General features: G+C 72.3%; 19 protein-coding genes. 9 read left to right on the top strand and 10 right to left on the bottom strand.

All coding sequences use genetic code 11. From position 1 onward, the window contains the following. Positions 1-33: 33 nt before the first annotated feature. Positions 34-960, top strand: a complete 927-nt coding sequence (locus ACTWLT_RS15955) for a 2-hydroxyacid dehydrogenase (protein ID WP_445319051.1) — start codon at positions 34-36, stop codon at positions 958-960. Positions 961-969: 9 nt separating this feature from the next. Here the strand turns inward: ACTWLT_RS15955 and ACTWLT_RS15950 are convergent, their stop codons facing one another. Beyond that, positions 970-1,347: a PH domain-containing protein gene (locus tag ACTWLT_RS15950; RefSeq protein WP_445319050.1), complete on the bottom strand. Its 378-nt coding sequence runs from the start codon at positions 1,345-1,347 to the stop codon at positions 970-972. Positions 1,348-1,562: 215 nt separating this feature from the next. Between ACTWLT_RS15950 and ACTWLT_RS15945 the strand changes: the two genes are divergently transcribed. After that, positions 1,563-3,968, top strand: coding sequence for an EAL domain-containing protein (locus ACTWLT_RS15945; protein ID WP_445319049.1), 2,406 nt, complete (start codon positions 1,563-1,565; stop codon positions 3,966-3,968). A gap of 22 nt (positions 3,969-3,990) precedes the next feature. Here ACTWLT_RS15945 and ACTWLT_RS15940 read toward each other — a convergent pair whose 3' ends face one another. Further along, positions 3,991-5,010, bottom strand: coding sequence for a LacI family DNA-binding transcriptional regulator (locus tag ACTWLT_RS15940; protein WP_445319048.1), 1,020 nt, complete (start codon positions 5,008-5,010; stop codon positions 3,991-3,993). 386 nt (positions 5,011-5,396) lie between these two features. Between ACTWLT_RS15940 and ACTWLT_RS15935 the strand changes: the two genes are divergently transcribed. The 5 genes from ACTWLT_RS15935 to ACTWLT_RS15915 all read left to right on the top strand — a co-directional run bounded on the left by ACTWLT_RS15935 (position 5,397) and on the right by ACTWLT_RS15915 (position 11,894). Next, a complete protein-coding gene (locus ACTWLT_RS15935; protein WP_445319047.1) occupies positions 5,397-6,677 on the top strand; it encodes an ABC transporter substrate-binding protein in 1,281 nt (426 codons plus the stop codon). A gap of 86 nt (positions 6,678-6,763) precedes the next feature. After that, positions 6,764-7,783, top strand: coding sequence for a carbohydrate ABC transporter permease (locus tag ACTWLT_RS15930; protein ID WP_445319046.1), 1,020 nt, complete (start codon positions 6,764-6,766; stop codon positions 7,781-7,783). Positions 7,784-7,848: 65 nt separating this feature from the next. Next, a complete protein-coding gene (locus tag ACTWLT_RS15925) occupies positions 7,849-8,691 on the top strand; it encodes a carbohydrate ABC transporter permease (RefSeq protein WP_445319100.1) in 843 nt (280 codons plus the stop codon). Next, on the top strand, positions 8,688-11,138 hold the full coding sequence (locus tag ACTWLT_RS15920) for a glycoside hydrolase family 2 protein (protein WP_445319045.1): 2,451 nt from the start codon (positions 8,688-8,690) through the stop codon (positions 11,136-11,138). Before ACTWLT_RS15925 ends, ACTWLT_RS15920 begins: the two co-directional genes overlap by 4 nt. 210 nt (positions 11,139-11,348) lie before the next feature. Next, positions 11,349-11,894: a hypothetical protein gene (locus ACTWLT_RS15915; RefSeq protein ID WP_445319044.1), complete on the top strand. Its 546-nt coding sequence runs from the start codon at positions 11,349-11,351 to the stop codon at positions 11,892-11,894. Between the two features lie 102 nt (positions 11,895-11,996). Here the strand turns inward: ACTWLT_RS15915 and ACTWLT_RS15910 are convergent, their stop codons facing one another. From ACTWLT_RS15910 to ACTWLT_RS15885, 6 genes are read right to left on the bottom strand one after another with little or no spacing between them, the layout of a single operon-like run. After that, positions 11,997-12,740: a copper homeostasis protein CutC gene (locus ACTWLT_RS15910; protein ID WP_252419870.1), complete on the bottom strand. Its 744-nt coding sequence runs from the start codon at positions 12,738-12,740 to the stop codon at positions 11,997-11,999. Then, positions 12,737-13,753 carry an asparaginase gene (locus ACTWLT_RS15905; RefSeq protein WP_445319043.1) on the bottom strand — a complete coding sequence of 339 codons (1,017 nt, stop codon included), beginning with the start codon at positions 13,751-13,753 and terminating at the stop codon, positions 12,737-12,739. Before ACTWLT_RS15905 ends, ACTWLT_RS15910 begins: the two co-directional genes overlap by 4 nt. After that, positions 13,750-14,619, bottom strand: coding sequence for an amino acid ABC transporter permease (locus tag ACTWLT_RS15900; protein ID WP_445319042.1), 870 nt, complete (start codon positions 14,617-14,619; stop codon positions 13,750-13,752). Before ACTWLT_RS15900 ends, ACTWLT_RS15905 begins: the two co-directional genes overlap by 4 nt. Beyond that, complete coding sequence (locus ACTWLT_RS15895) at positions 14,616-15,260, bottom strand: amino acid ABC transporter permease (protein ID WP_445319041.1); 645 nt, start codon at positions 15,258-15,260, stop codon at positions 14,616-14,618. Before ACTWLT_RS15895 ends, ACTWLT_RS15900 begins: the two co-directional genes overlap by 4 nt. Positions 15,261-15,276: 16 nt before the next feature. Further along, complete coding sequence (locus tag ACTWLT_RS15890) at positions 15,277-16,242, bottom strand: glutamate ABC transporter substrate-binding protein (protein WP_445319040.1); 966 nt, start codon at positions 16,240-16,242, stop codon at positions 15,277-15,279. 19 nt (positions 16,243-16,261) lie between these two features. After that, complete coding sequence (locus ACTWLT_RS15885) at positions 16,262-16,990, bottom strand: amino acid ABC transporter ATP-binding protein (protein WP_445319039.1); 729 nt, start codon at positions 16,988-16,990, stop codon at positions 16,262-16,264. Between the two features lie 191 nt (positions 16,991-17,181). On the opposite strand from ACTWLT_RS15885, the gene ACTWLT_RS15880 reads away from it, so the two are divergent. Next, a complete protein-coding gene (locus tag ACTWLT_RS15880) occupies positions 17,182-18,372 on the top strand; it encodes an ROK family transcriptional regulator (protein ID WP_445319038.1) in 1,191 nt (396 codons plus the stop codon). 77 nt (positions 18,373-18,449) lie between these two features. Here ACTWLT_RS15880 and ACTWLT_RS15875 read toward each other — a convergent pair whose 3' ends face one another. Then, on the bottom strand, positions 18,450-19,277 hold the full coding sequence (locus ACTWLT_RS15875) for an SCO4651 family lipoprotein (protein WP_445319037.1): 828 nt from the start codon (positions 19,275-19,277) through the stop codon (positions 18,450-18,452). Positions 19,278-19,536: 259 nt separating this feature from the next. Next, on the bottom strand, positions 19,537-21,384 hold the full coding sequence (ilvD, locus tag ACTWLT_RS15870) for a dihydroxy-acid dehydratase (protein ID WP_445319036.1): 1,848 nt from the start codon (positions 21,382-21,384) through the stop codon (positions 19,537-19,539). Positions 21,385-21,512: 128 nt separating this feature from the next. Here ilvD and ACTWLT_RS15865 point away from each other — a divergent pair, with 128 nt between their 5' ends. Beyond that, positions 21,513-23,867, top strand: a complete 2,355-nt coding sequence (locus ACTWLT_RS15865) for a putative bifunctional diguanylate cyclase/phosphodiesterase (protein ID WP_445319099.1) — start codon at positions 21,513-21,515, stop codon at positions 23,865-23,867. Positions 23,868-23,967 lie beyond the last annotated feature (100 nt).

Raw genomic sequence — 23,967 nt, 5'->3', positions numbered from 1 at the left:
CGGCCGCCCCGGCGGGGGCTATCGTCGGCGGACGTGAAGGTATGGATCCCGCACCAGGCCGGCCTGGACCTCATCGGCGAACTGCCCCCGGACGTGACGGTGGAGGTCGTCGAGCACGCCGACCGGCTGCCCTCGCCGGTGGCCGGCGTGCGGTTCTGGGTACCGCCGTTCCTCGCCGGTTCGGACGCGACCGCGCTGCTGCACGAGCTGCCCGACCTGGCGGCGGTGCAGCTGCTCTCCGCCGGCGCGGACGCCTGGGCGGGCCGGACACCCCCGGGTGTCACCTTGTGCGACGCCCGGGGCGTGCACGACCCGTCCACCGCCGAGTGGGTCGTCACCGCGATCCTCACCCAGCTGCGGGCGTTCCCGGCGTTCGTGCGGGCGCAGGCCGACCGTCGGTGGGCGTTCGGCGAGTTCGCCCCGACCGACGAGTTGACCGGCAAGCGGGTGCTCATCGTCGGTGCCGGCTCGATCGGCACCGCGGTGCGGGACCGGCTCGCCCCGTTCGAGGTGAGCTTCACCCTGGTCGCCCGCACGGCTCGGCCGGAGCAGCGGGTGCACGGCGTCGAGGACCTGCCCCGGTTGCTGCCCGAGGCCGATGTGGTGGTGGTGCTGGTCCCGCTCACCGACGCGACGCGCGGCCTGATCGACAAGGAGTTCCTGGCCGCGATGCCGGACGGTGCGCTGCTGGTCAACGCGGCCCGCGGGCCGGTGGCCCGTACCGAGGCGCTCGTGGCCGAGCTGAGCACCGGGCGGATCTCGGCGGCGCTCGACGTCACCGACCCGGAGCCGCTGCCCGCGGACTCCCCGCTGTGGACGATGCCGAACGTTCTGCTCACTCCGCACGTGGCCGGGTCGGTGCGGGGTCTGCTGCCGCGCGCCTACCGGCTGGTCGGCGATCAGGTGCGGCGGTTCGCCGCCGGCCAGCCGTTGATCAACACGGTGGTCGACGGCTACTGATCGGGTGGCTCAGCCGGTCGCGCCGGGCAGCGTCTGGCCGGTGGCCGAGACGAGCCGGGGCAGGTCGGTCCCGCGTACCGCCGGCAGGACGACCTGCTGGCCGTCGTCGAGCCGGGCGACCGCCCGCCCGCGCGGGTCGGTGGCCAGCTCGACGACCCGGTCCCAGGCGATGCGGCGCTGCCCGGCCAGCGCCCGCAGGCGCAGCTCCCGGGCGTCGGCGTCGGTGCCGGCCCGCCATGCCCACAGGCCGACGGCGAGCGGGATGAGCAGCACCGGCAGCAGGTACCCGCGGGCGTTGGCCAGCGGGAGGGCACCGATGAAGGCGATGACCGCCGCGGCCAGGATGGCTTGGTTGTACCGGAAGCGGACCGTGTCGGGCGTACTCACCCTCCGATGATCCCACCCCCGGCCTGTCCGGGTCGCGGCGGGCGGTGCCCGGTCGGCCCGGCACACCGTACAGTGACACGGGTCACTGGCTCCTCCGGTGACCGGCGCGTAACCGATTTGGCCGCCGCTCGTTCTCGACTGTTGGGCAGCGGACCCGCAACGTCCGATGCCCGCACCGCCGCACCGCCCCGTGCCCCCTCACGAAGGCGACCGCCGTGCTCCTCGCGTACCCGTTCCGCGTCCTCGTTCCCCGCCGAGCGGCGCCGGAGGCCGCCGTGTCCACGGCGGTGGCGCTGCTTGTCATCGCTGGCGCCGCCGACCTGGTCCCGACCTCGGTGGTGATCGCGCTGGCCGGTGGCGCGGGCGCCACCCTCGCCGGGGTACGGCTCTCCCGCCTGGCAACGCGCCGATCCACCGATCCGCCGCCCACCGATCCGCCGCCCACCGAGCCATCACCCGCCGATCCCTCGCCGCGTGCGGCGGGGGTGCTGCTCGACGCGGCGGTGGTGGCGGCCGGCCTCAGCGCCGCCGTGCTGCCACTGGTCGACACCGGGCACCGGGTCGCCGCGCTGGTCGGGTCGCTCGTCGTGGCGGCACTGTCGGCGGCCGGGCTGCTCCAGCTCCCGGGCCGGACGGCGCCACCGGCCCGAGCCACGGCGCGCTCGCTGGTCGAGGCGGCCGTCCCGGCGATCGGGCTGGCCCTCGCCGGCTGGCTGCTGCTGCCCCGCGACACGCTGCCGGTGCCCGGCCGGCTGGTTGCCGCGCTGGTCCTCGGCGTGCTGGGCATGGCCGCGCTCAGCGCGTTCACCGGCCCGCACCGGCGTGCGCCCGGCGCGATCTGCCGGGGTGGGGTCCTGCTCACCCTGGTCGGGTTGGCGCTGCTGGCCACCCTGCCGCCCGCACCGACCGACCGGGCGGCCCTGCTGGCCGTGCCGCCGTTGGTGCTGGGCATGCTGCTCACCGCACTCGGCGCGGGCGACGCGGTGGCCGGAGCCGGCGAGCAGCCAGGGCCGGTCGCCGCGGCCTGGCCCCGGGCGGTGCTCCCGGCAGCGGTGCTGCTGCTGGCGGCCGGCCTGCACCTGGGCGCCGGCCGGGCACCGGACCGGACGAGCGTGCTGCTGGCTCTGGCGGCGGTGCCGCCACTGGCGCTACGTGAGCTGCTGCGCGCCGGTGACGCGGCCGCCCCCGAACGGCGTGCCGCCCACCGGCGGCGCAGCGGCCGCGCGGTCCGGCACCGCCGAGCCGGCCAGCCACGCCGGCTCGGGGCGCCGACCGGCAGGACCGCCGACACGCCGGCCAGCTCCGACGGCGTCGGCTCGAGCTGGCCGCCCGACGGCGGTGCGACCTGGTCGTCGCTCGGCGGCCGGCCCGCTCCGGTCGGTGGCGGCGTTCCCGGAGACCGGGCGGCCCTGCTGGACGCCCTCGCCGCCATCGGCGACGTGCCGGTGCCGACCGGCGCGCTGCTGCTCGTGGACCTGCACGGGGCCGACGGGGTCGGGCCGACGGGCCGCGAGGACGTGCTGGCCGAGGCGGTCCGCCGGGCTCGCGCGGTCATCGCACCCGATGACCTGGTCACCGGGTGCACGAGTGCCGGCTTCGCCGTGGTCACGGCGGCGGGTCCGGTGGTGGCGTACGCGCTGGGCACCCGGCTGCTGACCGCGCTCGCCCCGCCGTACGACCTGGCCGGGGCTGTGCTGCGGGTGCAGTCGAGCATCGGGCTGGCCGAGGTGAGCGGCGCCGGGCCGGCCGACGTGCTCCGCCAGGCCGAGTTGGCCCGGCGGCGGGCCGTGCAACTGGGCCGGGACCGGGTCGAGTGGTACGACGCGTTCCTGGAGGAGCAGCTCGTCCGCCGGCTCGACCTGGAACGGGAACTGCCCGGAGCGGTGGCCCGCGGTGAGCTGGACCTCGTCTACCAACCGGTGCTCGACCTGGCCGACCGGCAGCCGGTGGGCGCCGAGGCGCTGCTGCGCTGGCGCAGCCCGGTGCTCGGCACGGTGCTCCCGGCCGAGCTGCTGCCGGTCGCCGAGGACCTGGACCTGGTCGGCGAGCTGGAGTGGTGGGTGCTGGACCGGGCCTGCCGCCAGTTGGCCGACTGGTCGGCGGGCAACCGGGAGTTGTGGATGGCGGTCAACGTCACCACCCGGGAGTTGACGACCCCCGACTTCGTGCAGCGTGCCGCGGCCGTGCTGGCCGCGTACGGGGTGTCGCCGGAGCGGCTGGTGGTGGAGGTGGCCGAGCCGAGGGTCGCCGCCGACCTGTCGACGGTGGTGGCCCGGTTGGCCGGCCTGCGGTCGCTGGGCGTCCGCACCGCCCTGGACGACTTCCGGGCCGAGCACGCCTCGCTGGCCCAGCTCCGCCGGCTCCCGATCGACCTGCTCAAGGTCGGCCCGGAGCTGGTGGGCGCCCGACCGGACGGGCAGCCGCCGCTGATCGACGTGGTGGTCAACGTCGGCGAGCGGCTGGGCGTGGAGATCGTCGCCGAGGAGTTGGAGTCAGCGGCTCAGGTCGAGGGGGCGCACCGGGCCGGCTGCCGGTACGGGCAGGGCTTCGCGCTGGCCCGTCCGGCGACGGCCGAGCGGGTCGAGGCGTACTTCGAGGAGTTTCCCTCGGCGTCCCGCTGACCCGCCCTCGGGGTGAACCGGTTCACCTGTCTCGGGGCGGTGCGGTGCTGCCACGCGGGGTGAGCTGCGGGGTCTCGTCCTGCACGCGGGTCGCGGGCTGCCCGGCGATGACGGCGAGCAGTTGCCGGGCGGCGTGTGCGCCGTACGCCGGGATGTCCCGGCCCAGCGCGGTCAGCGGTGGGTGCACCAGCCGGCAGAGCGGCGAGTCGTCCCAGGCCACGATGGACAGGTCGCCCGGCACGGTGAGCCCCATCTCCTGGGCCACGGAGAGCCCGGCGATGGCCATCACGTCGTTGTCGTAGATGACCGCGGTGGGTCGCTGCGCGGAGCTGAGCAGTCGGCGGGTGGCTCGGCCGCCCTCCTCGCCGGTGTAGTCCGACCAGACCGTGACCGCGTCGACCAGGCCGAGCCGCTGGCACACCGCCGCGAAGGCCTCGGTGCGGATCTCGGTGTGCCGCAGGTCGGGCAGGCCACCGACCCGGGCGATCCGCCGGTGCCCGAGCGCGACGAGGTACTCCACCGCCTCGGTGAGCGCGGCCGCGTCGTCGGACCAGAGGCTGGCCAGGCCGCCGGTGCCGCCGGGCCCGCCGATCACCACCGCCGGCAGTTGGAGCTGTTCCAGTGCGGGGATGCGGCGGTCGTCGGTGCGCAGGTCGCAGACGAGCACCCCGTCGACCCGGCGCTCGCCCCACCAGCGCCGGTAGACCGCGATCTCGGCGTCGTGGTCGGCCACCACCTGGAGGGTGAGCGCGTACGAGCGGGCGGAGAGTTCGGCCTCGACGCCGCTGATCAGCTCCATGAAGAACGGCTCGATGCCCAGTATCCGGGCGGGCCGGCAGAGGGCCAGGCCGACCGCCTCGGCGGTGGCGGCGGAGAGGGCGCGTGCGGCGCTGCTCGGGCTGAACCCGATCTCCTGGGCGATGGCCAGGATGCGCTGGCGGGTGGTCTCGGAGACGCCGGGTTGCCCGTTCAGCGCGTACGACACGGCGCCCTTGGACACCCCGGCGCGTCGGGCGACGTCGGCGATGGTCGGCCGCTTCACCGGCGTGCTCCTCCACTCTCCGCCCACGGGGGTCGGGTCGCTTCCCTGCCGCGGTCACGCGTGGTGCTTCGGCGGCCTCAACCTAGCGCAACCGACGCCGACGGCCACCGGCCGACCGTCCAGGGTCGACCTCGACCGGTGTACTTGCCCGGTTCAGCGTACCGGTGCGGGGTCGGTACCTGAGCGTCGCCAGGTGCGCGGAGCAGCGAGAGAAAGCGCTCCACCACGCCTGTTCGCGCTCCCACGGGCACCACCTTGGCGGTGGCCGTGCGCCTTCTTGACGAGCCGTTGACACTCCCGGAACCGGGCCGTACGGTGACGGCACTTATCCGGTTCAGTCAACGTCTCTCGATGTCGGGAGCGTTCCCACTTGCTCGGAGGATGCCATGAAACGCTCCTGGACCCGGTGGGCCCGCGCGGTCACCGTGGGCACGGTCGGTCTCGCCCTGGTCGCCGCGTGCAGCGGCAAGAGCGGGCAGGATTCCGGTGCGGCGGACGGGCAGGTCACCCTGAAAATCAACTTCTGGGGTGACTTCGGCCTCCAGGACCTCAAGACGACGTACGAGGCGGCCAACCCGAACGTCAAGATCCAGCTGAACTCCGGGGAGTACAACGCCCAGCACGAGGACCTGCAGAAGAAGCTGGTCGCCGGCTCCGGCGCGCCGGACATCGCCGCCATCGACGAGGGCTTCATGGTGCAGTTCCGCAGCCAGTCCGACAAGTTCGTCAACCTGCTCGACAAGGGCGCCGGGGGCTACGAGAGCAAGTACCTGCCGTGGAAGTGGAAGCAGTCGCTGTCGGCCGACGGCAAGACCCAGATCGGCCTCGGCACCGATGTCGGCGGCCTGGCCATGTGCTACCGCACCGACCTGTTCAAGGCCGCCGGGCTGCCCACCGAGCCTGACCAGGTCTCCGCCCTCTGGCCCACCTGGGACCGGTTCATCGAGGTCGGCCAGCAGTACACCGGCACGACCAAGAAGAAGTTCATCGACGCCGGCAGCAACCTGTTCAACCCGATCCTGGGCCAGCAGCCGGTCGGCTTCTACGACCAGCAGGACCAGCTCCGGATGGAGCAGGGCCCGAAGATCGCCTTCGACTACACGATCAAGGCGATCGAGGCCGGCCTCTCCGCCAACCTGGCCACCTTCCAGGCCGACTGGGACAAGGGCTTCACCAGCGGCTCCTTCGCCGTGCTCGCCTGCCCGGCCTGGATGCTCGGGCACATCAAGGACACCGCTCCCGGCACCCAGGGCAAGTGGGACATCGCCGCGGTGCCCGGTGGGGGTGGCAACTGGGGTGGCTCCTTCCTGACGATCCCCAAGCAGAGCCGGCACGCCGACGAGGCGTACAAGCTGCTGGAGTGGCTGGTCCAGCCGGAGCAGCAGATCGAGATCTTCAAGAAGGTCGGCAACCTGCCGTCGCAGCCGGCCCTCTACAGCGACCCGGCCATCGCCGACTTCAAGAACCCGTTCTTCAGTGACGCGCCGGTCGGCCAGATCTTCCCGAAGATGGCGCAGGGGCTGACCCCGCAGTACCTGGGCAAGAAGAACGGCCCGACCCGGGTGGCCGTGGAGAACGTGCTGATCCGGGTGCAGAACAGGACCCTGAAGCCCGAGGCCGCCTGGGCCGAGGCGGTCAAGGAAGCGGAGAAGGCCAGCACCTCCTGAGCCCGCCGGCGCGGGGGCGGGCCGAACAGCGGGCCGCCCCCGCGCCGCCCGCGCGTACCCCGTCTCTTCGGCCCTGGAGTGTCCCGATGTCCACCACCCGCGCCGCGCCCGCGTCGTCGGGCCGCCCTGCCGCCGCCGGGCGGCACGGCCCCGGCACCGACCCGGACGACCGCCGGCTCAGCTGGCGCGACCGGCTGTACCGGTTCGACATGCGCTACATGCCGTACGTGTTGATCGCGCCGTTCTTCCTGATCTTCCTGGTCTTCGGCCTGTTCCCGCTGGTCTTCAACGGCGTCGTCGCCCTGCGGAACTACCGGCTGGACGATCCGACGCTGACCGGCTGGGCCGGCCTGGCCAACTTCCGCCAGCTCTTCGGCGACGAGGACTTCTGGAACGCTCTCTACAACACCTTCGGCATCTTCCTGCTCTCCTCGGTGCCGCAGCTGCTGCTCGCGCTGATCGTGGCGTCGTTGCTCAACCGCCGGCTGCGGGCGCAGACCTGGTGGCGGGTGGGCGTGCTGCTGCCGTACGTCACCCCGATCGTCGCCTCGACCATGGTGTTCAGCGTCTTCTTCTCCCGCGACTTCGGGATGGCCAACTGGGTGCTCGGCCTGTTCGGCATCGGCGACGGCGAGCCGATCAACTGGCGGGCCGACAAGCTGCACGCCTGGATCGCGATCGCCACGATGGTCAACTGGAAGTGGATCGGCTACAACGCGCTGCTCTACCTCGCGGCCATGCAGTCGATCCCGCGCGACGTCTACGAGGCCGCCGCGGTCGACGGGGCCGGCCCGTGGCGTCAGCTCTGGCGGATCACCGTGCCGATGATCCAGCCGGTGATCGTGTTCACCGTCATCCTCTCCACCATCGGCGGGTTCCAGCTCTTCATCGAGCCGATGCTCTTCGACCTCAACGCCCAGGCCGCCACCGGGGGACCCGACGGCGAGTGGCAGACCATCGCCCAACTGATCTACAAGGTGGGCTGGAAGGACCTCAACCTCGGCTACGCGGCTGCGATGAGCTGGGCACTCTTCCTGATCATCCTGGTCGTGGCCGGGATCAACACGCTGCTGACCAACCGACTCTCCGGAGGGCGATCCAGGTGAGCGCCGTCGACACCGCACCGCCCCGGCCGGCGGCAACCAGGACCCGCCGCCGTCGGGCCGCCCTGATGGGCCGCGCCCCGCAGGACACCCCGGCCGGCGTCGGGACGTACCTGCTGCTGGCCACCACCATGCTGTTCGCGGCGTTCCCGCTGTACTGGATGTTCGTCATCGCCACCAGCAACGACGAGGCACTGGCCCAGATCCCGCCGGCCGTCACCCCCGGCGACCGGTTCCTGGTCAACCTGGACGAGGTCTTCTCCCTCCAGGACGTCTACTTCGCCGCCTCGCTGATCAACAGCGTCATCGTGTCGACCGTGGTTACCGTCTCGATGCTGTTCTTCTGCTCGCTGGCCGGGTTCGCCTTCGCCAAGCTGCGCTTCGCCGGCAGCCGGTGGCTGATGCTCTTCGTGGTGCTCACCCTCACCGTGCCCAACCAGCTCGGCGTCGTCGCGCTGTACATCGTGATGGGCAAGCTGGGCTGGAACGGCACCCTGCTGGCGGTCATCGTGCCCGGCCTGGTCACCGCGTTCGGCGTCTTCTACATGCGGCAGTTCATCGTCAACACCGTCCCCGACGAGCTGATCGAGTCCGCCCGGATGGACGGCGCGACCACCATGCGGGTCTACCGGTCCATCGTCCTGCCGGCGATCCGGCCGGCCCTCGCGGTGCTCGGCCTGCTCACGTTCGTGGCGACCTGGAACGACTTCCAGTGGCCGCTGATCACGCTGGGCGGCACCGACTACCCGACCTCGATGGTGGCCATCTCCGACCTGGCCAGCGGCAACTACGTCATCTACCGTCGGGTGCTCGCCGGCGCGTTCGTGGCTACCATCCCCCTGCTGATCATGCTGTTCATCGGTGGACGCCAGATCGTCCGCGGAATCATGGAAGGTGCGGTGAAGTCTTGAGCCGACAGGCACTTCACGACGGTTGGACCCTGCGGGCGACGCCCGGGGCGCAGGTGCCGGCCGGGATCGCCGGGTTGGACGTGCCGGCCACCGTGCCCGGTTGCGTGCACACCGACCTGCTCGACGCCGGGCTGATCGAGGACCCGTACCTCGACGACAACGAGCTGGCGCTGGCCTGGATCGGGCGCACCGACTGGAGCTACCGGACGAGCTTCCGGCGCCCGGCGGGCGATCACGAGCGGGTCGACCTGGTCTGCGCCGGCCTGGACACCGTCGCCACGGTCACCGTCAACGGCGTCGAGGTCGGCCGCACCGAGAACATGCACCGTGGCTACCGGTTCGACGTCCGGTCTCTGCTGCGCGACGGCGACAACGACCTGGTCGTCACCTTCGACTCGGCCTACCGCTACGCCGAGGCGCAGCAGCAGCGGCTCGGCGACCGGCCCAACGCCTATCCGGAGCCGTTCCACTTCATCCGCAAGATGGCCTGCAACTTCGGCTGGGACTGGGGGCCCACGCTGGTCACGGCGGGCATCTGGCAGGAGATCGGCCTGCACGCCTGGTCCACGGCCCGGTTGGCCACCGTCCGCCCGCTGGTGACCCTGGCCGGCCGGGACGGGCAGGTCGAGCTGCACGTCGAGGTCGAGCGGGTCGCGGACGTCCCGCTGACCGTCCGGGCCGCCGTCGCGGGCGCCGACGCCGAGGTGGTCGTCCCGGCCGGGCAGCGCACGGCCGTGCTGACCCTCACCGCCCGCGAGCCCGCGCTGTGGTGGCCCCGGGGGTACGGCGAGCAGGCGCGTCACCCGCTGGAGGTGACCCTGCACGCGCCGGACGGCGAAACCCTGGACAGCTGGTCCCGGCTCATCGGCTTCCGCTCGGTGCGCCTGGACACCACGCCCGACGAGCACGGCACCCCCTTCGTGTTGTCGGTCAACGACGTCCCGGTCTTCGTGCGCGGGGTCAACTGGATCCCCGACGACGTGTTTCCCAACCGGGTCACCCGGGAGCGGCTGGCCGGGCGGTTCGACCAGGCGGCCGAGGCCAACATCAACCTGCTGCGGGTCTGGGGCGGTGGCCGGTACGAGTCGACCGACTTCTACGACCTCGCCGACGAGCGCGGGCTGCTGGTCCAGCAGGACTTCCTGTTCGCCTGCGCCGCGTACCCCGAGGAGGAGCCGTTCGGCAGCGAGGTGGCCGCCGAGGCCACCGAGCAGGTGACCCGGCTGGCGCCGCACCCGTCGCTGGTGCTCTGGACCGGCAACAACGAGAACATCTGGGGCTGGCACGACTGGGACTGGCAGGAGCCGCTGGCCGGGCGCACCTGGGGTCGCGGCTACTACCTGGACGTGCTGCCCCGCATCGTCGGCGAGCTGGACCCGACCCGTCCGTACTGGCCGGGCAGCCCCTGGTCGGGCACCGAGGACATCCACCCGAACGATCCGGCGCACGGCACCACGCACATCTGGGACGTCTGGAACACCGACGACTACACGAAGTACCGGGAGTACGTGCCCCGCTTCGTCGCCGAGTTCGGCTACCAGGGCCCGCCCGCGTACGCCACGCTGCGGCGGGCGCTGAGCGACGAACCCCTCGCCCACGACTCACCCGGTATGGCGCACCACCAGAAGGCGACCGGCGGCGACGCCAAGCTCCAGCGTGGACTGGACGCCTACCTGCCCGCCCCGGCGGACTTCGACGACTGGCACTACCTGACGCAACTCAACCAGGCCCGGGCCATCCAGCTCGGGGTGGAGCACTTCCGTTCGCACCGGAGCGTGTGCGCGGGCACCATCGTCTGGCAGCTCAACGACTGCTGGCCGGTCACCTCCTGGTCCGCGGTCGACGGCGACGGCCGGCGCAAGCCACTGTGGTACGCGCTGCGCCACGCGTACGCCGACCGGCTGCTCACCGTGCAGCCCCGCGACGGCGGCCTCGCCCTGGTCGCGGTGAACGACGGTGGCACGCCGTGGCGGGCGTCGGCGTCCGTGACGCGGCTGACCCTCGCCGGTGAACCTCGGGCGAAGACCACGATGGAGCTGGAGGTCCCCGCGTACTCGGCGGTGACGCTGGCGCTGCCGGCGGAGCTGGCGCGGCCGGACGAGGCCCGGCGGGAGCTGCTGGTCGCCGAGGCGGGGGAGAGCGCTGAGCGGGCACTGTGGTTCTTCGCGGAGGACCGCGACGTCGACTGGCCGGCGGCGGCCTGGGACGCGACAGTCGAGCCGGTCGACGGTGGGCAGCGGGTCCGGGTCACCGCCCGCACCGTGCTGCGTGACCTGACCCTCTACCCGGACCGGCTGGACCCGTCCGCCGAGGTGGACGAGGCACTGGTCACCCTGCTGCCCGGCGAGTCGGTGACCCTCACGGTGCGCGCCGACGCGGCGTTGGACCCGGCCCTGCTGACCGCCCGCCCGGTGCTGCGCTGCGTGAACGACCTGGCGAAGAGCTAGCCCTCCGGGAACTCGCGACCGCCGGTCGCCTCTGCCGGAGCACGCAGTCGGACGAGCGTGATACCTCAGCGGCATTTTTATACCGCTGAGGTATCACGGTCGAGCGGGTCCGTCGATCGCGTGCCACGACCGGGACTCCGTGGCCCGCCGCTGTCGCATAGCGGATAGCAGAGGCCCTGCCGGCCGGGCGCGAGCGGTTCAATGACAGGTATGCGGGGGATCAGCGGCACGGCGACGGCGAAGGCACTCATCCTGGCGGCCATCCCGGCGGGCGCCGTCGGTTTCCTTCTCACCGGCCGGTGGGCGATCGTCGCGATCGTCGCCAACCTCGTGCTGCTCGCCGCCGGCGGCGGCCTGTGGTGGCTCGAGGTCCGGTGGGCACGGCGCTGGCCCCGCCTGCACCGGACCGGCCTACCCGTCGATCTTTCGGACCCCGAGGGCGACGGTGCCTACCGCGGCGCCGTCGACCACGGGGATCCCGAGTCGGTGGTGTTGGCCTCGCGGCGGGTCCGCAGGCATCAGCTGATGGTGTCGCCGACCAGCCGGGTCCGCCGGGCGGGCCTGCGGCGGTCGGTCACCGAAGAGTCGGCCGGTGGCGCCGGGGACCTGACGATGGTGGCGAGCACGGTGAGCCAGGTCCAGAGCGTGATCCAGTCGGCGCAGCGGACCGCCCGGTGGGAGCAGCTGTGGTGGTTGGTCGCGGGACTCGCGGCGTCCATTCCGATCGGTGTGGCCATCAACCTCGCCACCGGGTAGGTGGATCGGGCGCGCACCGCACCGGCCCGGCGACGGCGCGAGCGAGCGGTGGACCTGAAGGGACATTCCTCCAGGTCCACCGCTGGTCAGAAGCGCGGGTGTTCAGGCCCGGGCGGCGGCGAGCACCTGCCCGACCAGCGCCCCGGACGTGCCGGACCGCTCGTACTCGGGCCGGTGCAGGGTGCCGCCCATCAGCGGTGCCGGGTTGCGGTGCACCGCCGGGCTGTCCGAGCTGACCAGCGCCGCGAAGTGGTACTCGTCGGCGCCGGTCGCCTCGACGATCCGGGCGATGTTGCGGGGGGTGATGCCGCCGCCCGGCATGATGATGATCCGCCCGGCGGCCCGGCGGACCAGGTCGGCGATGAGCGGGGCACCCTCCAGCACGCTGACCTCCTGGCCCGAGGTGAGCACGCGGTGCACACCCAGCTCGACCAGTTGCTCCAGCGCCGCGTACGGGTCGCGCACCATGTCGAACGCGCGGTGGAAGGTGATGCTGGCGTCGCCGGCGGCGGCGATCAGCCGGCGGGTGGTCGGCACGTCGACGTCACCCTCGGCGGTCAGCGCGCCGATCACGATGCCGTGCGCGCCGGCGGCAACCGCGGCCCGTACGTCCCGCTCCATCGCCTCGATCTCCAGCGGCGAGTAGATGAAGTCGCCGGCACGCGGCCGGACGATCACGTGCACCCGGATCCGGGTGACGGTGCGCAGGGTCGTCTCGATGGTGCCCAGGCTGGGGGTCAACCCTCCGTCGAAGAGCGCGGAGCACAGCTCCACCCGGTCGGCGCCGGCCTCCTCGGCGGCGACCGCTCCCTCGACGCTGTCGATGCAGATCTCGAATGTGCTCATGATTCTTCCTTTTCGGTGCGAGACGGTGCCCGGGTCCAATCGATGGCGGCGGTGACGGCGCCGACCGGTTCGCCGCCGCCGAGCACCGGCACCCGGCGCAGCGCGTCGGCCCCACCGACCGGTACGCCCACGGCATCCAGGGCGGCGAGCACGACGGCGGTGGTGGCTCGCGGCGAGCCGTCGACCACCTTCACGGCCACCGCGTGACCGTCCGGCGTGGCCACGGCGAGGACGCCCTCGGCCCCGCCCTTGGCGAGCACACCGGGCAGCGCCCGCATCAGGTCGGTGTTCGGGTGCCCGTGCCAGCCGCCCACGTACTCGGGGTGCTGGCGCATGGCCTGCGCGACCCGCTCCTCGTGGCTGCCGGCGGGCGCCGTGACCAGCGCCTGGAACGTGCGGGCCAGGCCGGTCAGCGGCAGACCGAACAGCGGTGCGCCGCAGCCATCGACCGCCACGTGTGCGATGGGCGTGCCCGCCAGCCGTGCGACCGTGGCGGCGGTCTCCCGCTGGAGCGGGTGCTCGGGGTCGAGGTAGTCGTGCGTGCTCCAGGACCGGGCCACGCAGGCCACGAGCATCGCGGCGTGCTTGCCGGAGCAGTTCATCCGGATCCGCTCGCGCTGCCCACCGGCCCGGATCAGCCGGTCCCGGGTCGGCTCGTCCTCCGGCCAGTCCACGGGGCAGCCGAGTGCGTCCTCGGTCAGGCCCGCGTCGGCGAGCATCGCCCGGACCACCTCGACGTGCCGGTCGTCACCGGTGTGGCTGCCGGCGGCGAGGGCCAGCGCCGGACCGGTCAGCCGGTCGCCGCCGCCGAGCCCTCCGGCCGCCGCGACGCTGCAGGCCAGCGCCTGCACCGGCTTGAGGGTGGAGCGGGGGAGCACCGGCTCGTCGGGCACACCGGCGGCGCGGGCGACCGTGCCGTCCGGGGCGAGCACCACGACGCTGCCGTAGTGCCGGCTCTCGACGAAGCCGTTGCGGACGACCCGGGCCAGTTCGGCGTGACGGGGAGTGGTCACCGGATGGTGTTCCCTTCGATGAGCGGCGGCGGCAGATCCCTGGTTCGTCGGCCGCGCCGGCCGGTGAGCCGGCCGTTGCGGGCCTGGAGTACGCGGGCGAACTTCGACAGCGACGCGTTGACCACCAGGTAGATGAGCGCCACCACGAGGAATGTCTGGATCAGAAGATGGGTGTACGAGGAGAGCACCTGCCCGCTGTAGAGCAGCTCGGTGTAGCTGACCACGAAGCCGAGCGAGGTGTCCTTGAGCAGCCCGACCAGTTGGCTGACCAGGGACGGGGCGAGCTGGAGCAGCGCCTGCGGCAGGACCACCAGCGCCATGACCTGTCCCCGGCGCAGCCCGACCGCGAGGCCGGCCTCGGTCTGCCCCCGGTCCAGGGCCAGGATGCCGGCCCGGAAGATCTCCGCGAACGCCGCCGAGTTGGAGACCACCAGCGGCACCACGAGCTTCCAGAACAGCGGGAAGTTCAGTCCGTACTGCGGCAGCGCGAACAGCGTCACGTAGATGAGCAGAAGCGCGGGCACGGTGCGGAAGATCTCCACGTACGCGCCGGCCGCCCAGCGGAGCGGTCGGTGTACCGACAGCCGGCCGAGTGCCAGCAGCAGCCCGAGGGCGGAGCTGAGCACGGCGGTCGCTGCGGCGGCGCGGACGGTGGCCCAGAGGCCGGTGAGCAGGTACCGCCAGATCGGCCAGGTGGTGAACGGCTGCCAGCGCTCGGCGGCGAGTTCGCCGTGGCTGGCGAACTGGTGCACCGCCGCCGCGATGGCGCCGACCAGGACGAGCGCGCCCAGCACGGTGGCGATCCGGATGCGCCGCCGGGCGCGGGGGCCCGGCTCGTCGAAGAGGATCTGTCGGGTCTGGTTCATCGGACGATCGCCAGCCTTCGCTCGAGCAGGCCGGTGACCTGACCGATGATCAACGCCAGCAGCATGTAGGCGAGGCCCGCGCCGGTGAAGACGGCGATCGGCTGGGCCTCGAGGAGGTTCACGTTGTTGGCGGCCTGGGTCAACTCGACCACCCCGACGGCGGCGGCCAGCGAGGTGTTCATCAGCAGCGCGATGCAGATGTTGCCGATCGGCTGGATCACCGCCCGCAGTCCCTGCGGCAGGATCACGTGCCGCAGGGACTGGCCGAAGGTGAGCCCGATGGCGCGTGCCGCCTCCGCCTGGCCCACGCCGACCGTGTTGATCCCGGCCCGGATCGCCTCGGCCAGGTACGCCCCCTCGTAGCCGGCGATGACGATGGCGGCGGAGGTGAACAGCGGGAACGAGATGCCGATGGTCGGCAGCGCGAAGACGAAGAGCACCAGCAGCGCCAGCAGTGGCAGGTTCTGGAGCACCTCCACGTACGCCGTGCCGATGGCGCGCAGCAGCGGTACGGGGGCGATCCGCAGGGTGGCCACGATGATGCCGAGCAGCATCGCCCCGACGGTGGTCACGACGGTCAGTTCGACCGTCGTGACCAGGCCGTGGCCGAGTTCGCTCAGGTGGGCGGTGAGGGCGTCCATCGGCGTGGGAGGCTGCTCAGGATCCGTCGGCGGAACCGAGAGTCGGCGGGGTGGGCGCCCCGCCCTCGACCACCGAGCCGAGGGTGGCTTCCCAGACCTTCGCCCAGGTGCCGTCGGCCTGGATCTTCTTCAGCCAGTTGTTGATGAACTCCTTGAACTGCGCGTCATCCCGGTTCAGGCCGATGCCGTACGACTCGGTGGTGAAGGGCTCGCCGACCACCTTCATGCCCGGGTTGGCCTTGGCGTTGGAGGCGAGCAGGGTGAAGTCCTGCACGTACGCCTCGCCGCGGTTCTGCAGCAGCGCCTGCACCGCCTGCGGGTCGGTGCCGAACGCGACCTGCTTGGAGCCGGGGGCGGCGCTGGGCAGCGCGGTGACGGCGGGGGTGTTCGCCCCGACGATGACCGTCTTGCCGGCGAGGTCCTTGACGCTCTTGATCGTGGTGTCGTCCTTGCGGACCGCGACCGCCAGACCGGAGGTCAGGTAGGGCCCGGCGAAGGCGATCTGGGTGGCCCGCTGCGGGGTGATGGTGTACGTCTGGAAGACGACGTCCACCGACTTGGCCTGGAGCATCGCCTCCCGGGTCTGGGTGCCGATGGTGGTGGTCTTCACCTCGGGCTTGCCGGTGATGTACTTCGCCAGCAGCTTGGCCATGTCGGCGTCGAAGCCTTCGATGGTGCCGGTGACCGGGTTCTGCTGCGACAGCAGCGGGGCGTCCAGGGAGCCGCCGACGGTCAGGTAGCCGCGCTTGCGGATCGCGTCCATGGTGGAGCCGGCCGGGATGTCCGCGTCGGTTGCCACCGGAGCGGCGTCGTACACCGACTGGGCGACGACGCCGTCGCCGCCCAGGCCGGGGTTGCCGGGCAGGGCCGGTGCGCTGCCGCCGTCGCCGCCGCAACCGGCGGCGGCGAGGGCCACCGCCACGGCGGTGGCGCCCAGCGCGAGCGAGCGACGCCTGGTGAAGCTCGTCTTGAGGATTGACATGCCACCCTCCCGTTGGGGGCTAGTGCTGGAGGATCTTGGACAGGAAGTCGCGGGCCCGCTCGGTGCGGGGGGCTGCGAAGAAGTCGTCGGGTGCGCCGGATTCGACGATCCGGCCGTCGTCCATGAAGACGACCCGGTCGGCGGCGCGGCGGGCGAAGCCCATCTCGTGGGTGACCACGATCATGGTCATGCCCTCGGCGGCGAGGGAGACCATCACGTCGAGGACCTCGTTGACCATTTCCGGGTCGAGGGCCGAGGTCGGCTCGTCGAAGAGCAGCACCTTCGGTCGCATGGCCAGCGCCCGGGCGATGGCGGCGCGCTGCTGCTGCCCACCGGAGAGCTGGGCCGGGTAGTGGTCCGCCTTGTCGGCGATGCCGACCCGATCCAGCAGCGTCATGGCCTGCTGGCGCGCCTCGGCGCGGGAGATCCGGCGGACCCGGGTGGGGCCGAGGGTGATGTTGTCCAGCACCGTCTTGTGACCGAAGAGGTTGAAGGACTGGAAGACCATGCCGACGTCGGCGCGCAGCCGGGCCAGCGCGCGGCCCTCGGCCGGTAGCGGCTGACCGTCGATCTCGACGCTGCCCTGGCCGATGGTCTCCAGCCGGTTGAGGCATCGGCACAGGGTCGACTTGCCGGAGCCGGACGGCCCGACCACGACGACCACCTCGCCGGCGGCCACCGTGAGGTCGATGTCCTTGAGCACGTGCAGCGGCCCGAACCATTTGTGCAGGCCACGGACCGACACCATCGGTCGGTCCGGTCCTGTCGACCCGGCTCGGCCGGCGAGGTCGGACGCCGTCGTCGCTGCCACCACACGCCTACTTTCTTCGACTACAAAAGTAAGTTTGCTTCATATCGAAGCAACAGCGTCATCTAAAGGTAGACAGCAAACGAAGTCAACAGGTTGCCGGAACAAACTCCGGATGCTAAGAACCTGACGTGACGATTGACGACGCGCCGCGCGACGCCCTCCGGGGCGGCCCCCGGGAGCTGCTGCGGTGGGTGGCCAGCGGAGCGGCCGTCAGTCGTGCCGACCTGGCCCGGCTCTCCGGGCTGTCCCCCTCGACGGTCTCCCAGCGCGTGGAGGCCCTGATCAGCCAGGGTCTGCTGGAGGAGGCCGGCGCCGGCCGGTCCCGGGGCGGCCGGCGACCGCGCCAGCTCGCGGTGCCGACCGGCGGTGCCGTGGTCGGCGCCATCGACCTGGGCGCCCATCACGCGCGGGTCGGCACGCTGGATCTCTCCGGCCGGGTGGTCCAGGCCCGCACCCTGCCGGTGCGCATCGAGGACGGTCCGGAGGAGGTGCTCGGCGCGCTGCTCGCCGAGGTCTCCGCGCTGGTGGCCGCGCACACGGGACCGGACCACGAGGCGGTCGACGGCGCGCCGGCGACGGGCGCTCTGCGCGGCATCGGCATCGGAATCCCCGGCCCGGTGCAGCACGCCACCGGCCGCATCGTCAGCCCGTCCCGGATGCCCGGCTGGAACGGCTTCGACGTCACCGCCTTCTGCGGCGAGCGGGTCGAGGTACCGGTCATCGTGGACAACGACGCCAACCTCATGGCACTCGGCGCGCACCGCACGGCACACCCCGACCTGGACCATGCCGTCTACATCAAGGCCGGCACCGGGATCGGCTCCGGCGTGATCTCCGACGGGCGGCTGCACCGAGGGGCGCAGGGATCGGCCGGGGACATCAGCCACTGTCGGGTGGTGGCCGATCCCGCACCGCCGTGCAGCTGCGGCAACGCCGGCTGCCTGGAGGCGGTGGCCAGCGGCGCGGCCCTGGTCACGGCGCTACGTGACCAGGGCGTACCGGTCGCCGACCTGACCGGTGTGATCCGCCTGATCGACGACGGCGACCGGCACGCCACCGCGCTCGCCCGGCAGGCCGGCCGCGCCATCGGCGAGATCCTGGCCGTGGTGGTCAACTTCTTCAACCCGCAGGTGGTGGCCATCGGCGGTCGGCTCGCCGACTGCGAACCGCTGCTGGCCAGCATGCGGGCCACTCTCTACGAGCGGTGCCTGCCGCTGGCCACGCAGACCCTGCTGATCGAACGGGTCACCAGCGGCCAGGACGTCGGCATCACGGGTGCCGCCCACCTGGTGATCGACCAGGTCGTGGCAACCAGCTGACCCACCTGTCCGGCTTCTGGAACGGCACTGCCCGGCCGGTGGGTCACCTCGCCGGCCGGGCAGCGCTACGGCTCTGGTCAGCTACCGGCCGTCAGGCCCTTCAGCATCTCGGCGAAGTCCGTGGTCTCCGCCGGCGGCGGCGTCTCGATGGCCGCCGGCTTGCCGTAATCGGTGTAGTCGACCACCATGTCGCCCATCGCGCCCATGACGATGCCCGCCCGGCGCGGCCGGTACTGCTCATCGACCCACAGGTCGATCGTCAGCTCCTTGACGCCCTGCTTGGCCATCTCCTTCTCGACGCCCGCCCGCACCTTGGCGTCGACCTGTCCGAGGTAGGTCGCCACGGGGGTGGTGACCGTGTAGTGGACGGTCGGCGCACCGTTCACCGTCTCCTGGCCGACCACCGTCACACCCTCGGTGGCGAGCAGCGTCTTGACCTGCTTGATCGGGTCGACGTCCTCGAACTGCTTGGTGAAGTCCATGCCCGCCTGCTCGCCCACGGCGGTCAGGTCCATCTTCATCCAGCGCTTCCCGCCCATGGTCGCGCGGTCCTCGGCCGGAACCTCGACGTAGACCACGGCGCCGATCATCCGGACGGTGGTCGTGGTGCCGTCCGGGTCCGCCGTCGTCAACTCGGCCTTGAGCGGGCTGCCCAGGTCCACGACACCCTGCATCGAGACCTTCTCGCCGCCCGCCGTGCCCTTCATCGTCACGGTCACCGATTCGGTCTTGTCGGTGGCCTCGACCGTCTTCTGCAGCGACCCCTTGAGATCACTGGCGAGCAGCTCCAGGACGCTGGGCTGCTTGGGCGCCTCGGACGAGCCGGACTTCGCACCGCAGGCGGAGACAGCGAGCGCGGTGAGCGCCGAGACCGCCACAACCGCGGTCTTCTTCCAAAGTGACACGTGAGCTTCTTTCCCGTGAGGATTCTGGGATCTCCCCAGATAGACCGACGACACGCTAGCGGACGCTGCCGGCCTGGGGGCACCCGTTTCCGCCGGCCTACCCTCTCCCCAGCCCGCGACGGCGCCACCGTCCACACGGGATCGCTGATACCGGGGCGTCCACGTCGATGGGACGCCCCGATATCGCTGATCTCGTGTCGATCACGCGAGCGCAGCCGCGGGACCGCTCAGGCAGGCAGACCGGGTGGAACCCCGACGCTCACTCCGGGACGCGGCGGTAGGCGCCGTCGCTGGCCGAGGTGGCCATCGAGGCGTACGCGCGCAGCGCCGCCGACACCGGTCGCTGCCGATCGGTCGGGCTGTACGGCTTGTCGCGCTTCTCCTCGGCCACCCGGCGCGCCTCCAGCTCGTCGGACGGCACGTTCAGCTCGATGGACCGGCCCGGGATGTCGATGACGATCTCGTCGCCCTCGCGGACCAGGGCGATCAGCCCGCCGGAGGCCGCCTCGGGGGAGACGTGCCCGATGGAGAGCCCGGAGGTGCCGCCGGAGAAGCGCCCGTCGGTGAGCAGCGCACAGGACCGGCCCAGCCCGCGACCCTTGAGGAACGAGGTGGGGTAGAGCATCTCCTGCATGCCAGGACCGCCCTTGGGGCCCTCGTACCGGATCACTACCACGTCCCCGGCCACGACCTGCTTGGCGAGGATCGCCGTCACCGCGTCGTCCTGGGATTCGTAGACCTTCGCCGGGCCGCGGAAGGTCAGGCACTCCTCCGGAACGCCGGCGGTCTTCACCACGCAGCCGTCCGGGGCCAGGTTGCCGTGCAGGATGGCCAGCCCACCGTCGGCGGAGTACGCGTGCTCGCGGTCGCGGATGCAGCCGCCGGCCGCGTCGGTGTCCAGCGAGGACCAGCGGTTGGTGGTGGAGAACGGCTGGGTGGTGCGCACCCCGCCGGGCGCGGCGTGGAACAGCTCGACCGCCGTCGGCGTCGGCGAGCCGCCACGCACGTCCCAGTCGGTCAGCCACTGCGCCAGCGACGGCGAGTGCACGGCGTGCACGTCCCGGTTGAGCTGCCCGGCCCGGTCCAGCTCGCCCAGGATCGCCGGGATGCCGCCGGCGCGGTGCACGTCCTCCATGTGGTAGTTCGGCGAGTTCGGAGCGACCTTGGCCAGGCAGGGCACCCGCCGGGAGATCGCGTCGATGTCGACGACCCCGAAGTCCAGCTCCGCCTCGCGGGCGGCGGCGAGCAGGTGCAGCACGGTGTTGGTGGAGCCGCCCATCGCCACGTCCAGGGCGACCGCGTTCTCGAAGGCGGCCTTCGAGGCGACCGTGCGGGGCAGCACCGAGTCGTCGTCGCCGTCGTACCAGCGCTTGGAGATCTCCACGATGGTGCGGCCGGCCTCGACGAAGAGTGACCGGCGCGCGGCGTGGGTGGCCAGCGTCGAGCCGTTGCCGGGCAGCGCCAGACCGATGGCCTCGGTGAGGCAGTTCATCGAGTTCGCGGTGAACATCCCGGAGCAGGAGCCGCAGGTCGGGCAGGCGGAGCGCTCGATCTCGCCGAGCTGCTCGTCGGTGACCGCCTCGTTCGAGGAGGCGATCATCGCGTCGATCAGGTCGATCTTGCTGTGCACGACGCCCTCGATCGCCATCGTCTTGCCGGCCTCCATCGGGCCGCCGGAGACGAAGACGGTCGGGATGTTGAGCCGCAGCGCGGCCAGCAGCATCCCCGGCGTGATCTTGTCGCAGTTGGAGATGCAGACCAGGGCGTCCGCGCAGTGCGCGTTGACCATGTACTCCACCGCGTCGGCGATCAGCTCGCGGCTGGGCAGCGAGTAGAGCATGCCGCCGTGGCCCATCGCGATGCCGTCGTCGACCGCGATGGTGTTGAACTCCCGCCCCACCCCGCCGGCCTCGGCCACCGCGTCGGCCACCAGGCCGCCCATATCCTTGAGGTGTACGTGACCGGGCACGAACTGGGTGAAACTGTTGGCGATGGCGACGATCGGCTTACCGAAATCGTCGTCGGTCATCCCGGTGGCCCGCCAGAGGGCCCGGGCGCCGGCCATCGTCCGACCGTGCGTGGAGGTCTTCGACCGCAGCTCAGGCATGCATACCAGCATGACACCGCCAGCGCGCCGGCCGTACGGAGTGTGCGCGTGTCCCAACAGATGCACATCCGGTCCCCCACGACGAGCGCTCATCCGGCACTCTTGAGGGCGTGCACTTCCCCCCGGGCATGGTGGCCGTCTCGGCGCTGAGCGGGCTCGTCGCCGCCGCGGCTGCCGTGTTGCTGGCCGTGGTCGCCCGCCGGCGCACCGGGGCGCACCGGCCGGCGCACGTGCTGCTCGCCGTGGCCGCCGGGGCCGCCCTGCTCAGCCTGTTGGGCGGGGTGGGGGCCGCACTCGCCGCCAACGAGCACTGGGCACACGAGCAGGGGCAACGCACCGGCTGGGCCACGCTGGTCGCGATCGGCACGGCGGTGAGCGGGTTGGCCTTCGCCGCCGGCCTGCTCCGGTTGCCCGGGGTGGCCGCCACGGCGGCGGGGACCACCCGGCTGGCCCTGGACGGCTCGATCATGGCCGCCGCGCTGTGGTTCGTCGGCTGGGTGCTCTTCTCCGAGCCGACCCGGTTGCTCGGCGCCGCCACCCCGATGGCCTGCCCGGCGATCCTGTTGGCCACGGTGGCCGCCGCGCTCGGTGCCGGGCTCGCCGTGATCGTCGTCTTCCGGGCCGTCGCCCCGCGCGGGCGGCTGGCCGCGCTCGGCGCCGGCATCAGCGCGGTGACCTTCGGCGGGCTGGGTCTGGCCGCCGGGCTCTGCCAGGCCGGGCCGACCATGGCGCTGACCGGCGCGGCGGTGCTCGCCGCCGGCCTGCTCACCGTCGCGCTCGCGATGTACCGGGCCGACCGGCCGGGGCAGGTCGAGCTGGACCTGATCGGTCGCGACGGCGAGTACGCCATCGCCCCGATGCTGGCCATGGCCGCCTCGGCGATGTACCACCTCCTCCAGGACGGCCGGTTCACCGCGGCCGGCATCGTGGCCGGCAGTGTGGAGGGCTTCGCCCTGGTGGCCCGGCAGTACCTCACCCTCAAGGACGTGCGCGACTACGCCGGTCGGCTGGCCGAGCGCGAGGCGCACTTCCGCGAGCTGGCACACACCGATCCGCTGACCACGCTGGCCAACCGGCGGGGCCTGCTGCGCGCGCTGCACGACGGCGCGGCGGCGGGCAGCCCGTGTGTGCTGCTCGGTCTCGACCTGGACGGCTTCAAGAACGTCAACGACATGCGCGGCCACGACGTGGGCGACGCGGTGCTGGCCGAGGTGGGCCGTCGGCTGCGCGGCAACCTGCGCCCCGGTGATGTGGCGGCCCGGCTCGGCGGCGACGAGTTCGCCGTGCTCATGCCGGGCCGACCCGCCGACGCGGACCGGGTCGCCGAACGGCTGCTCGGCGTGCTCAACCGCCCGTACGACCAGCCCGAAGGGCCGGTCTTCCTCTCGGTGAGCATCGGGGTGGCCGGGTGGGCCGGCGAGCCGGACGTGGAGCTGCTGCTGCGCCACGCCGACCTGGCCCTGCGCTACGCCAAGCAGCGCGGCAAGAACCGGATCGAGCGCTACGACGCCACGTACGACCAGCTGCTGCGCCGGCGCACCACGCTGGAGCACGAGCTGCGCGGCGCCATCGAGCGCGACGAGCTGCGGTTGGCCTTCCAGCCGGTGGCGTCGCTGCCGTCGGTGCGGCCGGTCGGCGCCGAGGCGCTGCTCCGCTGGCACCACCCCGAGCTGGGCAACGTCCGTCCGGACGAGTTCATCCCGCTGGCCGAGGAGTGCGGCATGATCGCCACGCTCGGAGCCTGGGTGCTGCACCAGGCCTGCTACCAGCTCTCCCGCTGGCTGGCGGACGGGCACGACGTCTGGGTCTCGGTGAACGTGTCCCCGCGCGAGCTGCACGCCCCGGAGTACGTGGTCCAGGTCGCCGAGGCACTGCGCGCGCACCACGTGCCGCCGCAGCGGCTGGTGCTGGAGGTCACCGAGCACGCGGTCGCCACCGACCTCGACGAGCTGATCCGACGGCTGACCGCGCTGCGGCTGACCGGCGTACGGATCGCGCTGGACGACTTCGGCGCCGGCTACTCCTCGCTGGGGCAGCTGCGCCGGCTGCCGATCGACATCCTGAAGATCGACCACAGCCTGGTCGCCGAGCACGAGCCGGTCCGCCCGGTCGGCAAGGACGGCCCGGCGTTCGCGCCGATGGTCGACATCGTCATGCGCCTGGGCCACCAGCTCGGGCTGGAGGTGATCGCCGAGGGGGTGACCACGCCGACCGAGTTGGCCGCCGTGGTGGCGGCTGGCTGCCGCTTCGGTCAGGGCGCGCTCTTCGGCTGGGGTGTGCCGGCCGAGCACCTGGAGGCGATGTTGGAGGCAGCCACCTCACCGGGTGCGCGGCCCGCGCCACTGCCCGCGCCGCGCCGGGTTTCGGGTGGGTCCGGGCAGGTCATCCCGGTTGCCGAGGGCGCGTCGCAGGGCGACGCGCCGCAGTCCGTTAACCAACATGTGGGATCAGTTGACTCATCGCGTGAGATGCGTCAGGCTTAGCCCCATGTCGTCCCGGTCGCTGCGAGTACTTACCTGAGCGCACTCTCCCTCATCGAGAGTGCGCTGGCCCCGTGCATCTGCACGAGGGCCGTTTTTATTG

This window comes from Micromonospora yongxingensis (genome assembly GCF_052601155.1).
The sequence above is the reverse complement of the archived record's forward strand: the minus strand, read 5'-3'. Positions and strand labels throughout refer to the sequence as shown.

Coding starts and splice junctions, on each gene's coding strand:
- ACTWLT_RS15865 (WP_445319099.1), top strand. CDS start 21,513: ATGGTGGCCGTCTCGGCGCTGAGCGGGCTCGTCGCCGCCGCGGCTGCC.
- ACTWLT_RS15935 (WP_445319047.1), top strand. CDS start 5,397: ATGAAACGCTCCTGGACCCGGTGGGCCCGCGCGGTCACCGTGGGCACG.
- ilvD (WP_445319036.1), bottom strand. CDS start 21,384: ATGCCTGAGCTGCGGTCGAAGACCTCCACGCACGGTCGGACGATGGCC.
- ACTWLT_RS15915 (WP_445319044.1), top strand. CDS start 11,349: ATGCGGGGGATCAGCGGCACGGCGACGGCGAAGGCACTCATCCTGGCG.
- ACTWLT_RS15895 (WP_445319041.1), bottom strand. CDS start 15,260: ATGGACGCCCTCACCGCCCACCTGAGCGAACTCGGCCACGGCCTGGTC.
- ACTWLT_RS15885 (WP_445319039.1), bottom strand. CDS start 16,990: ATGGTGTCGGTCCGTGGCCTGCACAAATGGTTCGGGCCGCTGCACGTG.
- ACTWLT_RS15910 (WP_252419870.1), bottom strand. CDS start 12,740: ATGAGCACATTCGAGATCTGCATCGACAGCGTCGAGGGAGCGGTCGCC.
- ACTWLT_RS15930 (WP_445319046.1), top strand. CDS start 6,764: ATGTCCACCACCCGCGCCGCGCCCGCGTCGTCGGGCCGCCCTGCCGCC.
- ACTWLT_RS15890 (WP_445319040.1), bottom strand. CDS start 16,242: ATGTCAATCCTCAAGACGAGCTTCACCAGGCGTCGCTCGCTCGCGCTG.
- ACTWLT_RS15900 (WP_445319042.1), bottom strand. CDS start 14,619: ATGAACCAGACCCGACAGATCCTCTTCGACGAGCCGGGCCCCCGCGCC.
- ACTWLT_RS15925 (WP_445319100.1), top strand. CDS start 7,849: ATGGGCCGCGCCCCGCAGGACACCCCGGCCGGCGTCGGGACGTACCTG.